At 74.2% G+C, this 13,358-nt stretch carries 16 protein-coding genes; 5 read left to right on the top strand and 11 right to left on the bottom strand.

Annotated elements, in window-relative coordinates; genetic code table 11:
• Positions 1-25: 25 nt before the first annotated feature.
• From ACH4PY_RS06230 to ACH4PY_RS06205, 6 genes are all read right to left on the bottom strand, one after another.
• A complete protein-coding gene (locus tag ACH4PY_RS06230; RefSeq protein WP_398176494.1) occupies positions 26-1,168 on the bottom strand; it encodes a PucR family transcriptional regulator in 1,143 nt (380 codons plus the stop codon).
• A gap of 183 nt (positions 1,169-1,351) precedes the next feature.
• Entirely contained in the window at positions 1,352-1,642 is a 291-nt protein-coding gene (tatA, locus tag ACH4PY_RS06225) for a Sec-independent protein translocase subunit TatA (RefSeq protein ID WP_398176492.1), read from the bottom strand.
• A gap of 164 nt (positions 1,643-1,806) precedes the next feature.
• Positions 1,807-2,571 carry a hypothetical protein gene (locus tag ACH4PY_RS06220; protein WP_398176490.1) on the bottom strand — a complete coding sequence of 255 codons (765 nt, stop codon included), beginning with the start codon at positions 2,569-2,571 and terminating at the stop codon, positions 1,807-1,809.
• 38 nt (positions 2,572-2,609) lie between these two features.
• A complete protein-coding gene (locus ACH4PY_RS06215; protein ID WP_398176488.1) occupies positions 2,610-3,122 on the bottom strand; it encodes a SigE family RNA polymerase sigma factor in 513 nt (170 codons plus the stop codon).
• A gap of 76 nt (positions 3,123-3,198) precedes the next feature.
• The gene (locus ACH4PY_RS06210; protein ID WP_398177591.1) at positions 3,199-4,803 is read right to left on the bottom strand and encodes an MFS transporter; all 1,605 of its coding nucleotides are present in this window, start codon (positions 4,801-4,803) and stop codon (positions 3,199-3,201) included.
• A gap of 115 nt (positions 4,804-4,918) precedes the next feature.
• On the bottom strand, positions 4,919-5,404 hold the full coding sequence (locus ACH4PY_RS06205) for a MarR family winged helix-turn-helix transcriptional regulator (protein ID WP_398176486.1): 486 nt from the start codon (positions 5,402-5,404) through the stop codon (positions 4,919-4,921).
• Positions 5,405-5,453: 49 nt separating this feature from the next.
• Between ACH4PY_RS06205 and ACH4PY_RS06200 the strand changes: the two genes are divergently transcribed.
• Positions 5,454-6,269, top strand: a complete 816-nt coding sequence (locus ACH4PY_RS06200) for a dienelactone hydrolase family protein (RefSeq protein ID WP_398176484.1) — start codon at positions 5,454-5,456, stop codon at positions 6,267-6,269.
• A gap of 5 nt (positions 6,270-6,274) precedes the next feature.
• Positions 6,275-6,544 carry a DUF6295 family protein gene (locus ACH4PY_RS06195; RefSeq protein ID WP_398176482.1) on the top strand — a complete coding sequence of 90 codons (270 nt, stop codon included), beginning with the start codon at positions 6,275-6,277 and terminating at the stop codon, positions 6,542-6,544.
• A 100-nt stretch (positions 6,545-6,644) separates the two neighbouring features.
• Here ACH4PY_RS06195 and ACH4PY_RS06190 read toward each other — a convergent pair whose 3' ends face one another.
• The 5 genes from ACH4PY_RS06190 to ACH4PY_RS06170 all read right to left on the bottom strand — a co-directional run bounded on the left by ACH4PY_RS06190 (position 6,645) and on the right by ACH4PY_RS06170 (position 10,790).
• Positions 6,645-7,145 (bottom strand): SPW repeat protein, encoded by a 501-nt coding sequence (locus tag ACH4PY_RS06190; RefSeq protein ID WP_398176480.1) that lies wholly within the window; start codon positions 7,143-7,145, stop codon positions 6,645-6,647.
• Between the two features lie 191 nt (positions 7,146-7,336).
• Entirely contained in the window at positions 7,337-7,978 is a 642-nt protein-coding gene (locus ACH4PY_RS06185) for a TetR family transcriptional regulator (protein ID WP_398176478.1), read from the bottom strand.
• A gap of 19 nt (positions 7,979-7,997) precedes the next feature.
• A complete protein-coding gene (locus ACH4PY_RS06180; protein WP_398177589.1) occupies positions 7,998-9,137 on the bottom strand; it encodes an RNA polymerase sigma factor in 1,140 nt (379 codons plus the stop codon).
• 98 nt (positions 9,138-9,235) lie between these two features.
• The gene (locus ACH4PY_RS06175) at positions 9,236-9,646 is read right to left on the bottom strand and encodes a YciI family protein (protein WP_398176476.1); all 411 of its coding nucleotides are present in this window, start codon (positions 9,644-9,646) and stop codon (positions 9,236-9,238) included.
• 40 nt (positions 9,647-9,686) lie between these two features.
• The gene (locus tag ACH4PY_RS06170; RefSeq protein WP_398176474.1) at positions 9,687-10,790 is read right to left on the bottom strand and encodes a LysR family transcriptional regulator; all 1,104 of its coding nucleotides are present in this window, start codon (positions 10,788-10,790) and stop codon (positions 9,687-9,689) included.
• Positions 10,791-10,924: 134 nt separating this feature from the next.
• On the opposite strand from ACH4PY_RS06170, the gene ACH4PY_RS06165 reads away from it, so the two are divergent.
• From ACH4PY_RS06165 to ACH4PY_RS06155, 3 genes are read left to right on the top strand one after another with little or no spacing between them, the layout of a single operon-like run.
• Positions 10,925-11,845 (top strand): zinc-binding dehydrogenase, encoded by a 921-nt coding sequence (locus ACH4PY_RS06165; protein WP_398176472.1) that lies wholly within the window; start codon positions 10,925-10,927, stop codon positions 11,843-11,845.
• Positions 11,846-11,884: 39 nt separating this feature from the next.
• Positions 11,885-12,337: a nuclear transport factor 2 family protein gene (locus tag ACH4PY_RS06160; protein WP_398176470.1), complete on the top strand. Its 453-nt coding sequence runs from the start codon at positions 11,885-11,887 to the stop codon at positions 12,335-12,337.
• A 37-nt stretch (positions 12,338-12,374) separates the two neighbouring features.
• Positions 12,375-13,184, top strand: coding sequence for an SAM-dependent methyltransferase (locus ACH4PY_RS06155; RefSeq protein ID WP_398176468.1), 810 nt, complete (start codon positions 12,375-12,377; stop codon positions 13,182-13,184).
• Positions 13,185-13,358: the final 174 nt, after the last annotated feature.

Raw genomic sequence — 13,358 nt, 5'->3', positions numbered from 1 at the left:
TCCACGCGAAGCGCGGGGCGGGGCGTCAGGGCCAGCCGAGGAGGCGGGCGCCGAGGGCCGCGGTTTCGAGGGTGTAGCGCTGGAGCGGGTCGTCCGGGTCGAAGCCGGTGAGCGCGGCGATGCGCTCCAGCCGGTACGCGAGCGCGCGCACGCTGAGGTCGAGGCGGCGCGCGGCCTCCGCGTTCACGTAGCCGGAGGCGGCATACGCGGAAATGGTCTCCAGCAGCGGCACGGCCCCGCCGCGCGCGTCCCGCAGCGGCCCGAGCACCGAGTGCACGAGGTCGGACATCGCGGCCCGGTCCCGCATGAGGACCGGGAAGACCAGCAGATCCGCGGCCATGAGCACGCGCAGGTCGAGCGCCAGCCGCTCCGCGAGGTCCAGCGCGCTGAGCGCCTCCTCGTAGGAGCGCACGACGCCCGCGGCCCCGCTGTGCGGGCGGCTCACCGCGACCCGGCCGCCGTCCTCCTCCGCCGCGGCGAGTTTCACGAAGGCGTCCAGCACCGGCTGCTGCCCGGTGGGGGCGACGCACACGAGCCGCCCGTCCTTGGGGGCGACGAGCGCGTCGTGGTCCCCGAAGCGGCCCGCCAGCTCGCGTTCGATCCGCCGCAGCAGCGTGTGCCGCTCGTCGTACGCCTCGCCGGACAGGGGTGCGGCCACGATCACGACGTGGCGTTCGGCGAGCCGCAGCCCGAAGCGTTCGGCCTGCTCGGCGATCCGGCCCGGGTCGCTGCGGCCGTACAGCAGGTCGTCGACGAAGGCCCGCCGTTCGGCCTCGGCGCGGCGCACCGCGTGCCGCTGGGCCCGCGCGTGGCCCTCGGCGAGGGCATTCACCCCCGCCTCCAGCGCGGCCAGCACGGCGGCGCCGGTACGGCGCAGGTCACCGGGGTCGCGGGCGCCGGTGACGCCCGGCAGCGTGGACCAGGCCCGGCGGGCGGCGGCCAGGTGCCCGGCGGTCAGCTCGCGCAGCCCTATCCCGGCGTCGGCGGCCTGCTCCCCGAGCACCCGGCGGCTCTCGCGCTCGGCCCGGGTCAGGGTGCGGCAGCTGAGGGAGACGTCGGCGAGGGCCTCGGGGAAGCCCGCGAGGAATTCCGCGGGGACGCCGTGCCCGTGCCCGTGCGTGGGCGCGCCGGCACCCGTCGTCGTGCCCGTGCCCGTGCCCGTCCCCACGTCCCCCACCCCTGCCCGTCCCATGACCGCCGGTTGCCGTAAGCCGGACACGGAGAACCTACCAACGCTGCCGGATCCCGGAAACGCCGGGGCGTTCGCCGGTTCGGCGCACCGACAGCACGGAACCCCGGACGGCCGCGGCCGTCCGGGGTTCCGGGGTGCTGCTCGGGGTGACGCGGGGCGTTACTTCGCCGTCGTCGAGGCCTGCGGGGAGGACGCCGGGGCGGCCTCCTGCGCCGTCACGACGTCGCTCGGGGTGATGGCCTCGGGCGCAGGCGTCGCGGTGGACGTCGGCGCGGCGCTCGCGGCGGCGCCGCCGTCATCCGTCTTCATGGCCTTGGCCTCGGACTTCAGGATGCGCATCGACTTGCCGAGACCGCGCGCGGCCTCGGGAAGCTTCTTGGACCCGAACAGCACGATGACGACGATCGCCACCACGATCAGGTGCCACGGCTCCAACCCGTTTCGCAACATGGGATCCTCGTTTCGCTCAGGGTCCGACTACCTCTGACGTCGGCGCCTCGACTTCGCATTGTCACCCGGAAGCCGCGCTGAACGGCACCCGGGTACTCAAAGCATGCGCAAAAAGCGCGTGAACGGGAAGACCCTCCAGGTCTGGCGTGTGCCGCGGGGATGTGTCAGACCCGCCATGTCGCGGTGGGCCGGGGCAGCGCGGACCCCACCTCGTCCCAGACCGGACTGGTGGCGATCGCCGTCAGTTCGACGTCCGTCAGGCTGTCGCGGGCGTTCGGGCTCGGGGTGATGAAGGAGTCGGTCAGCGGGGTCTCGGACAGCGCGACCTGCCACTGCCCGAGGTCGAAGGTCACGGAGAGGGTCTGCCGCGTGGCCCCGGCCGTTCCGGGCTTCCAGTTGATCGTCAGCATGCCGCCGCGTACGTCGGTGCGCCGGCAGTAGCCAAGGCGGGGCCCCTCGTCGTGGCCCGTGCAGCCCACGAGCGACGCCATGCCGACGAAGGAGTGCCGCACCACGACCTTCAGCTCGGAGCGGGCCGCGCCCGCGTCGGTCTGCTCGATCAGCTGCAGGCTGCCGGTGAAGTCCGGGGCCCAGGGTTCGCGGGGGATGCCGACGAGATAACGCTTCGGCAGCAGATCTTTCAGTATCGAGTCCATCCGCTGGGACGGGTAGGACGTGGAGCCGGTGCGATGCGCGGCGGTGGTGCCGCTGCCGCCGCGGTCGAGTACCGCGGGGCCGAGCGTCGCGCCGCAGACCGCGAGCGCGGCCGCGGCGGCGACCCCGGCCGTGGCCGCGGCGGTCCGGCGGCGGCGCATCGCCCGGCCCCGGGCGTGGCCCGCCGCCACGAGCGCCGACGGGTCGCCGGGGGTGAAGGTGTCGGCGGTGGTGCCCAGCGTCGCACTGAGGCGTTCTTCGAAATCGGTGTGCATGGGTGCCCTCACAGGGTGCGGGGAAGGGTCGGGGACGCTCAGTGCTCGATCAGGCCGGGCAGCTGGTCGCCCAGCGCCGTACGCAGCCGCTCCAGGGCCCGGGTGGACCGGGTGCGGACGGCTCCGCTGCTCACGCCGAGCGCGGTGGCGGTCTCCTCGGTGCTGCGGTCCTCCCAGTACCGCAGCACCAGGACGGCCCGGTCCTTGGGGCTGAGCTGCCCGAGGGCCTCGAGGAGGGTCACGCGCAGCGAGGCGTCGCCGGGCGCGGGCGAGGGCAGCGGTTCGGGCGGTTCGGCGGTCGGGCGCTCGCTGCTGCTGCGCCGGCGGTGGTGGGTGAGGAAGGTACGGACGAGCACGGTCCGGGCGTAGGCGGCGGGGTTGCCGACAGTGGCCCGGCGGCCCCAGACGACGTACATCCGGCCCAGCGTCTCCTGCACCAGATCCTCGGCGAGATGGGTGTCACCGCTGGTCAGCAGGCATGCCGAGCGGTAGAGGGGACCCGTTCGGGTTCTGGCGAATTCGAGGTACTCCTCGGTCTGTGCTCTGCGCACCGCGGACGGCCCCCTTCGGACGAAGCGTTCACATCCGTTTGACGCCGTGGCCCGCGGGCGGCGTTACAGGAGCCTGTCAGGCCCGCTTGCCGCTGCCCCGCAGCAGACTCGCCGTCGCCGCCAGCAGGCCCATCGCCGCGGCGGCGGTGAAGACGATGACCAGGCCGTGGTGGAAGGGGGCGGAGATGAGGTTCGGGAAGAACTCCTTGCCGGTGAGGACGGCGCGGTTGTGGGCCGGGAGGGTGGGGAGGACGCCGCTGGGTCCGAGGAGGGTCTGGACGGGGTTGATGCCGAGGAAGGCGGAGAAGACCGTCGAGACGGGCGGGAGGGCCGCGGCCTGGGCGGCGGTGGCGGCGGGGACGCCCTGGGCCTGGAGGCCGGAGGAGAGGGCGGCGGGGAGGCGGTCGGCGAGGCCGACGATGAGCAGGGAGAAGAAGATCCCGATGGACAGCGACATGCCGCTGTTCTGGAAGGTGGACCGCATCCCGGACGCGGCCCCGCGGTGCGTGTTGGGGACGCTGCTCATGATCGCCGAGGTGTTCGGCGCGGAGAACATCCCCGAGCCCATCCCGTTGCACATGATGAGCAGCGCGAACGCCCAGTACGGGAAGGTGATCGGGAGCAGCAGCAGGCCCACGAAGCTGCTGCTGAACAGGACGAGGCCGCCGGTGGTGAACAGGCGTACGCCGTAGCGGTCGGACAGCCAGCCGCACAGGGGCCCGGCGATGAGGAACCCGGCGGTGAGGGGGAGCAGGAAGATGCCCGCCCACAGCGGGGCGTCGGCGTAGTCGTAGCCGTGCAGCGGCAGCCAGATGCCCTGGAGCCAGATGATGAGCATGAACTGCAGGCCGCCGCGGGCGACGGAGGCCAGCAGCGAGGCGGCGTTGCCCGCGGTGAAGGCGCGGTTGCGGAAGAGGCCGAGGTTGAACATCGGGTCCGTGACGCGGGACTCGATGACGCAGAAGGCGAGCAGCAGCACGCTGCCGCCGATGAGCCCGGCGAGGACCTTGGGGCTGGTCCAGCCCATGGTGTGGCCGGCGTAGGGCTGGATGCCGTAGGTGATGGAGACGAGGATCGCGCCGAGTCCGGCGGCGAAGGTGAGGTTGCCCCACCAGTCGATACGGGACCTGGTCCGGGCGGAGGTCTCACGCAGCGAGCGGTACGCCCAGATGGTGCCGACGATGCCGACGGGGACGTTGACCCAGAAGACCGCGCGCCAGTCCCACGCGGACAGCAGGCCGCCGAGGACGAGTCCGATGAACTGGCCGGACAGCGCGGAGATCTGGTTGATGCCGAGGGCCATGCCGCGCTGGCGGGAGGGGAAGGCGTCGGTGATGATCGCGGCGGAGTTGGCCATGAGCATGGAGCCGCCGAGGGCCTGCACCACGCGCCAGCCGATGAGCCACAGGGCGCCGGACGGCCCGAGGAAGGGGTCGAAGGACAGCGCGACGGAGGCGAGGGTGAAGACGACGAAGCCGAGGTTGTACATCCGTACCCGGCCGACGATGTCGCCGAGCCGCCCGAGGGTGACCACCAGCACCGCGGTGACCAGCAGGTAGCCCATGATCATCCACAGCAGGTAGCTGATGTTGCCGGCCGCGAAGGGGTCGAGGTGGATGCCGCGGAAGATCGCCGGCATGGAGATGATGACGATGGAGGAGTCCACCGTGGCCATGAACATCCCGAGGCTGGTGTTGGACAGCGCGATCCACTTGTAGCGGTCGGGCCGCTGCCCGCCGTCCGTGGCGCCGCCGCTGCCGCCCTCGCCACCCTCGGCCAGGTGTATGTGCGCGGGCTCAGACACGCCGGGTGATCCTCTCCAGCAGAGGGAGGGCCGCCGCGAGGGTGGCCTGCTCCTCGGGGGTGAGTTCGTCGGTGATGGCCTGGGTGAGGCGGCGCGCCTTCTCCTGCCGGGAGCCGCGCAGGCCCGCGCGTCCGGCCTCGGAGACGGTGACGACGATGCGCCGGCCGTCGCGGGGGTCGGGCTCGCGGGTGACGAGGCCGCGCTCGTGCAGCCGGGCGACGATCGTGGCCATCGACTGCGGGCGGATGCCTTCGGCGGTGGCCAGTTCCGAGGCGGTCGCGGCGCCCTCGCGGTCCAGCCGGACGAGGGCGGAGGTCTGCGAGAGGGTCAGTTCGTCGCCGGGCTTGAACTGCCGCAGCCGCCGGACCAGGGGGCCGAGCGCGGCCCGCAGGTCGGCGGCGAGCCGGGCGGGGCTGCCGGGCTCGCCGGGGACGTCCGGTTCGGCCGGGTGCGTGTTCGAGCTGCCGCTGGGCTCCATGGTTCTCAGTATAAACTGTTCAGTCCGGCCTTATGGTAAAGATGGCCGCATGACTGAAGCCTCTGCTTCCTCCGCTCGTCCGGCCTACCCAGCCGACTTCCCGGACACCTCCGCCGGGTCCCTCTTCGCCACCACGATCACGGTCACCGGCCACGGCGGCGACGCGATCGAGGCGTACCTCGCGCGCCCCGCCGGCACCCGCAGCCGCGGCGGCGTCGTCGTCATCCACCACCTTCCCGGCTACGACCGCGGCACCAAGGAGTTCGTGCGCCGCCTCGCCGAGATGGGCTACGACGCGATCTGCCCCAACCTCTTCCACCGCGAGGCCCCCGGCGCCGCCCCCGACGACGCGGCCGCGGTGGGCCGCGCGGCGGGCGGGGTGCCGGACGAGCGGCTGGTCGGCGACGTGGCCGGCGCGGCCGCGTACCTGCGCGCGCTGCCGTACGCCAACGGCCGGATCGGTGTCATCGGCCACTGCTCCGGCGGCCGCCAGGCGGTGCTCGCCGCCTGCCGGCTGGACGACATCGACGCGGCCGTGGACTGCTACGGCGCCTTCGTCGTCGGCGAGGTGCCCGAGGGCATGAACATGAAGGTCACCCCGCTCGTCGCGGACCTGCCACGGCTCGGCGCCCCGCTGCTCGGCCTGTTCGGCGGCGAGGACAAGTACCCGAGCCCGGAACAGGTCGCCGAACTCGGCCGGATCCTCACCGAGCACGGCAAGGACTTCGAGTTCCACTCCTACGAGGGCGCGGGCCACGCGTTCTTCGCGACCCACCGCCCGAGCTACGACGTGGCCGCCGCGAACGACGGCTGGGAGCGCATCGAGGCCTTCTACGGCAAGCACCTCGCGTCGGCGGAGGGCTGAGCGGCATGTGCACGTACACCACGATCAAGGACGTCGTCGACGGGAGCGCCAAGCCCGGTCCCGACGGCGGGTGGTTCCACGTCTCGGACGTGACGGTCTACTTCGACCACCCCGTGCACGCGATGGCCGAGCACACGCTCAACATCGACTTCACCGACCCCTCGCGCGGCCCGGCCGCGCGCGTCGCGCTCGAACTCACCGCGGAGTCCGCGGTGCGCCTGGTCGAGGCGATCCAGGCCGCGCTGGCGGCCGTCCCGGCGGAGATGCGGGTCTAGCCCGGCCGCGGGCTGCGGGGTCCGGCCCGCGCGGCCCCGGGCAGCACGAAGGGGCGCGGGGAGACCTCCCCGCGCCCCCGGGGGCGCTTGCGCTGCCGCCTCAGCGGCGGGCGCTGTGCTCGGCGGCGGTCGTGCCGCGTGCCGCCGCGCGGGATCCGCGCCTGCTGCCGCCCATCATGCCGAGCCCCATCGTGGCCAGCCCGAGCGCACAGGCGACACCGCCGACGATCGCGTTGTTGACGATCGTGTGGGTGGTGGCCGCGTTGGGTCCGGCGATCGCCCAGGGCGCGACGATCGTCCACACGCCGATCGCGATGGCGCACCAGCCAAGACCCACGGTCCGCTCCAGCACGGAGCCGAAGCCCATGGCCAGGACGGCGAGCGCGATGCCGGTGATCAGGTTGCTCACGCGCAGGCCGGTGAACCCGGTGAAGTTCACCACCCACGGCGAGATCGCGAGGTAGAGACCGGTCAACAGGCACAGGCCCTCGATCAGCCCCGAGATCGGCTTCGCAGACGCCTCGGCGTAACGGCCGCGCAGGGCCATCAGGTCGGGATGGGTGTCGATCTGCGATGTCGAGTGAGTCGAATCGGTGGCCATTCCAGCCACCTCCTTCGCAGTGTGCGGAGTGCAGTTCGTTTCTGCCGACGGATGTCTCCGGGTCTCCGCCCCGAAGTGCCGCATCCATAACTCAGCGTAGGTCTGGGGAGAGCGGGGTGGCCACTTATACGGCGCATACATTCAGAATGTTTTGCCCTGGTCACGCACGGTGTGTCCCAGGCGACGCGCGGCTACCCGTTTCGTCCCCCCGCGCCCTCCCACGACTGCGCCTCCGCGATGACCGCCGAGGCCAGCCGCGCCGACCGCACCGCGATCCCCCGCGGCGGGTACGGCCGCCCCTGCTCCAGCCACCACGTGATGGACTGCACGGACAACGCGGCGAGCACCGTCGGCACGAGGCCGCCGCCCGCGTCGGGGGCCCGGCCCGCCGGGGCGGGCAGGTGCTCGGCGACCATCCCGGCGAGCGTCGCGCGCATGCGGTCGGCGAACCACGGGCTGCCGCCGCGGCCGAGCAGGGCGCCGTAGAAGCGGTGGTAGGTGTCGATGTGCTGGTAGAAGCCGATCCAGCGCTCCAGCGGCGAGCGTTCGGCCCCGTCCGTGCCGTCCTTCCCGTCCTTCCCGCGCTCCCCGTCCTCGCCGTCCTTCCCGTCCTCACCCGCCATCGCGCCGAGCATCTCCTCGACGGCCTCGTCGAAGATCGTCTCGACGAGCTGGTACTTGTCCCGGTGGCTGCGGTAGAAGGCGGCCCGGCTGACCATCGCCCGCGCGCAGATCTCGCCGACCGTGACGCGGTCGAAGCCGCGCTCCTCGATCAGCTCGATGAGCGCGTCCCGCAGCAGCTTGCGCGTCCGCCGCACCCGTACGTTCTCCACGCCACCCGAGGATGCCACCTCAACGGGCCGTGTTCAGCTCCGTGTTGAGACGGGCGGCCTGCCGCGTCAGGTGCGTGCGCTCCGGGACGGCGGCGGCCTGCCCGGCGGCCTCGGCGTAGAGCCGGGCCGCGGCGCGCAGGTCACCGGCCCGCTCGTGGAGGTACGCGGACGCGGCGGTGTAGCGGGGCAGGGCGGGGTCGAGGGCGGCGAGCGCGGCCAGCCCCGCGCGCGGGCCGTCCGCCTCGCCGACCGCGACCGCGCGGTTGAGGCGGACGACCGGGCTGCCGGTCAGCCGCTCCAGCTCGTCGTACCACTCGACGATCTGCACCCAGTCCGTCTCCCGGGCGGTCGGCGCGTCCGCGTGCAGGGCCGCGATCGCCGCCTGCGCCTGGAACTCGCCGAGCCGGTCGCGCGACAGCGCCCCCTGCAGGATCGCCACACCCTCGGCGATCGCGGCGGTGTCCCAGCGGCCGCGGTCCTGCTCGGCGAGCGGCACGAGTGCGCCGTCCGGCCCGGTACGGGACGCGCGCCGGGCGTGATGCAGCAGCATCAGCGCGAGCAGGCCCGCGACCTCGGGGTGGTCGAACGCGGCGGCCAGCTGCCGGGTGAGCCGGATCGCCTCGGCGGCGAGGTCGACGTCACCGGAGTAGCCCTCGTTGAAGACCAGGTAGAGCGTGCGCAGCACGGTGCCGACGTCACCGGGCCGGTCCAGCCGCTCGCCCGAGACGGTGCGCTTGGCGCGGCTGATGCGCTGCGCCATCGTCGCCTCGGGCACGAGGTAGGCGCCCGCGATCTGCCGGGTCGTGAGCCCGCCGACCGCGCGCAGCGTCAGCGCCACCGCCGACGAGGGGCTCAGCGCGGGGTGGGCGCACAGGAAGTAGAGCCGCAGCGTGTCGTCCGCGCCGGGCGCGGGCCCCGGCGGCGGCTCCCGGTCGACCCGGTCCTCCCGGCGGCGGCGCGCGCTCTCCGCGCGGGCCACGTCCAGGAAGCGCCGCCACGCGACGGTCACCAGCCAGCCGCGCGGATCGCGCGGCGGCTCGCCGGGCCAGACGCGCACGGCCTCCACGAGCGCGTCCTGCACCGCGTCCTCGGCCGTCGCGAAGTCCGCCCCGCGGCGGACGAGGACGGTCAGGACGTACGGGGTGAGGCTGCGCAGCAGGGCCTCGTCGAGGGGCGCGGGCGCCTCGTCGCAGGACGCCGGGCCCGCGGGCCGGGTGGGGCCCGCGGGATCCGGCGGCGTACGCCTGTCGCGCACCGTCACTCCGTGATCGTCGGGGGCTCTTCGGTCATGAACGGGCGCAGCTCCAGCCACTCGTGGATGGGCCGGCCGCCCGCGCCCGGCGCCGCGGACAGCTCGCCCGCCAGCTCGACGGCGCGCTCGTAGCTGTCGACGTCGATCACCATCCAGCCCGCGATCAGGTCCTTCGTCTCGGCGAACGGCCCGTCGGTGACCGGCGGGCGGCCCTCGCCGCCGTACTGCACCCAGGTGCCCTCGGGCGCGAGCGCCTGCGCGTCCACGAACTCGCCCGTCTCCTCCAGCTTCGCCGCGAAGTCCCGCATGAACTGGATGTGCGCGGTGACCTCCTCGGGCGTCCACCGGTCCATGCGGATGTCGTTGACCGGCGCCGGAGCACCCCGGTAGTGCTTGAGCAGCAGGTACTTGGCCATGGTGGTCTCCTCCGTGCGGTGCGGCCCATTCTGGCCGCCTTCACTCCGAGGACGGAGCCGCACCGCGGTTCTCGACATCCCCCGTGAGATTTCCCGGATTTTCTTTTCCGCCGCCCGCGGACGGCGCGAGCTGCGCGTGGTCGGCGTCCGGGAGCCAGTCGCGTCCGGGCACGTAGTCGAGCCAGCGGCGGGCCCGGGCCGCCGCGGTGAACGCGCCCAGCAGGGCGTCCAGCAGCGGGTGCCGCGGGGTGTCGCGCCAGGCCAGGGACCAGGCGTAGAGCGGTATCGGGCCGGTCAGCGGGATCGACCGCAGGCCCGCGGACGACGGCAGCGGCGCGTCCGCGGGCACCAGCGTGAAGAACCGCGGGTCGTCGCGGATGTGCTGGACGAGGTGGTCGGGGCCGAGGTTCGGGCCGCTCTGGCGCCCGGCGATGCCGAAGTCGTCGGCGAAGCGGCGCAGGAAGTCCAGCCGCGGCAGCTCCGCCGGGGCCCACAGCACGCTGTCGCGCAGGTCGGACGGGCGCAGCTCGGCCGCCCCGGCGAGCGGGTGCGCGGCGCTGACCAGCGCGTCCACCGGCTCCAGCCGCACCAGGCGGTGGGCCAGCCCCCGGTCCCGCCCGTCCGGCAGCGGGTGCACCCGCCCGAACCCCGCGTCCGCCGCCCCGCTCAGCAGCGCCTCCGCGACCGACGGCCAGTCCCGCCCCGGACCCGGCTCCAGCCGCAGCGCCGGGTCGGCCGCCGCGGCCGCGTCGGCGGCGTGCGCGACGGTGCGCATCGGGGCGTACAGATGCCCCCAGACGTCCAGCCGCAGCGCCTGCCGCCCGCCGCGCACCGCGGCCACCGCCCGCTCCCCCGCCGCCAGCGCCTCCCGCGCCGCGGGCACGAACCGCTCCCCGGCGTCGGTCAGCCGGGTGCCCCGCGCGCCGTTGTCACGATCGAGGAGGCGGGCGCCGAGCAGCGCCTCCAGCCGGGCGACCCGCTTGGACAGCGCCTGCTGGGAGATCCCGAGCCGGGCGGCGGCCTGCCCGAAGTGCAGCGTCTCGGCGGTGACGGCGAAGGCCCGGACATGGCCGAGGTCGAGATCGAGATCAGGACCGGGACCGGGAGCGACTGGGGTGGAACCGGAATCCAGGGCCTCGTCCATGGGCCTGACCATAGCCGACAACGTCCGGTTGTCGAAGGGGCCGCATGGTTGTTGGCCGGGGCGGGGGTGGTCGCGGTGGGATGGCGTCAGACGCCGAGGGCGCCGCAGAACACACCAGAAGGGGGCAGGAAGAGATGAAGGCCTACATACCCACCGGGGACGCCACCGAACCCGTCGCACTGGCCGAGGTGCCCGAGCCCGTACCGGGGCCCGGGGAGGCGCTCGTGAAGGTCGAGGCCTTCTCCGTCAACCGCGGTGAGACCTTCAAGCTGGAGGCGCCCGCGCCCGGCGACCGCCCCGGCAAGGACATCGCCGGACTCGTCGTCCAGCCCGCCGCCGACGGCACCGGCCCCGCGGGCTTCGCCCGGGTCGTCGGCCACCCGATGAGCGGCGGATGGGCGGAGTTCGCCGCCGTCCCCACCACCGCGCTCGCCGTCCTCCCCGACACCGTCACCACCCTCCAGGCCGCCGCCCTCCCCCTCGCGGGCCTCACCGCACTGCGCCTGCTGCGCGCCGCGGGCCCCGTCCCCGGCCGCCGCATCCTGCTCACCGGCGCCTCCGGAGGCGTCGGCCACTACGTCACCGAGCTGGCGGCCGCCGCCGGGGCCGAGGTCACCGCCGTCACCCGGGACGCCGAACGCGGCGCACGGCTGCGCGAACTGGGCGCCGCCGAGGTCGTCCACGACGTCACCGCCGCCCACGGCCCGTACGACGTCGTCCTCGAATCCACCGGCGGCGCCGCACTCCCCGCCGCCCTCGCCCGGCTCGCCCGCCGCGGCACCCTCATCTGGTTCGGCCAGGCCAGCCGCACCCCCGTCACCCTCGACTTCTTCGACTTCTTCGCAGGCCCCGAATCGGCGGTCATCCGCCACTTCCACTACCTCGACGCGGACACCCCGCTCGACACGGACCTCGCCGCGCTCGTCCGCCTCACCGCGGGCGGCCGCCTCCACCCGGAGATCGGCCGGGTCGCCGACTGGGCGGACACCGCCGCGACCCTCACCGACCTGCGAGAACGCCGCATCCGCGGCAAGGCCGTGCTGACCCTCGCCTGACCATCCCCTCTCCCTCTTCCCACAGAAAGGCTCCCCGCCATGAACGAGACCCCGCAGACCGCCCCGCAGACCCGCCTCACCGACCCGCGCGCCGTCGTCGTCCGCTACGTGGAGGCCGTCCGCGACGGCGACATCGACCTCATCCGCGAAAGCTTCGCGCCCGACGTCACCTGGCACTACCCCGGCTCGCTCCCCACCTCGAAGATCTGGCAGGGCCGGGACGCGATCGTCAACGACTTCCTCGGCGCCATGGGCACGGTGTTCGTGCCCGGCACCATGCGCATCGAGCTGGTGAGCACCGTCGCGGAAGGCGAACGCGTCGTCGCCGAATGGACGTCGAAGGCGCAGACGGTGCACGGGGCCGCGTACGACAACCGGTGCATCGGGATCTTCACGGTACGGGAGGGGCGCATCACCTCGGTGATCGAGTACGCCGACACGCACCACGTCGCCGCGACGCTCTTCCCGGCCGAGACCGCCGCCGGTAATTGAGGTGCCCGCCGCGGCGGGCGGTGCGTAGGTTCGCCGGATGACGCGATCCGCACACCTCCCGCCGGGCCCGGCCCCCACGCCTGAACCCGCAGACGACGAGCCGCCGCGGCTCACCTCCCTGGTCTTCCACGGACCCGTCGGCGAGGCACGCGCCGCACGCTGGGTGCAGCGCCTCGCCCCGGTACTGGCCGCCGCACCCGACGGCGGACGCGTCCTCGACATCGGATGCGGCTGGGGCGAACTCATGCTGCGCCTCCTCACCGCGGCCCCCGCGGCGCACGGCACCGGCCTCGACCTCGCCCCCGACGACCTCGCGCGCGGCCGCGCCCACGCGGCGGCCCGCGGACTCACCCCGCGGACCGACTTCGTCGAGACGGACGCGGCCACCGCCGACACCGAGCCCGCCGACGTCGTCCTCTGCCTCGGCGCGAGCCAGGCCCTCGCGGACAACCTCCCCGACGCGCTCGCCGCCCTGCGCGCCCGCGTCCGGCCCGGCGGCCGCGTGCTCCTCGGCGAGGGCTACTGGGAACGCGAGCCCACCCCCGCGGAGCTGGCGGCGTCCTGGCCGGACGCCGCCGCCACCGACCACACCGACCTCGCGACGCTCGTCGACACCGCGGCGGCCGCGGGACTGCGCCCCGTGTGGATCGAATCCGCGGACCGCGCGGAATGGGACGACTTCGAATCCGGCTACCTCGCCGACGCCGAACTGTGGCTCGCCGCCCACCCCGCCCACCCCGCGGCCCGAGCGACCCGCGAACGCCTCGACGCACACCGCTGCGCGTGGCTCCGCGGGTACCGGGCGACTCTGGGCATCGCGTACCTCACGCTCGTCCCGACGCCCTGACCTCCCCGCTGCCGCGGGCTCCGGGGGGGCGTCACCGGCCGGTGGGGGGTTGCCGACCCGGAGGGGCGATCCGGTTCGCGCCGGACCACCGGCCGGTGGGGGCTGGGCGCGCAGTTCCCCGCGCCCCTGCGGGGCCGCCGCCGGGCCGTGGGGGGTAGCCGACCCGGAGGGGCG

Origin of the sequence: Streptomyces sp. NPDC021224 (genome assembly GCF_044332905.1) — a bacterium.
Lineage (GTDB): Bacteria > Actinomycetota > Actinomycetes > Streptomycetales > Streptomycetaceae > Actinacidiphila.
The sequence above is the reverse complement of the archived record's forward strand: the minus strand, read 5'-3'. Positions and strand labels throughout refer to the sequence as shown.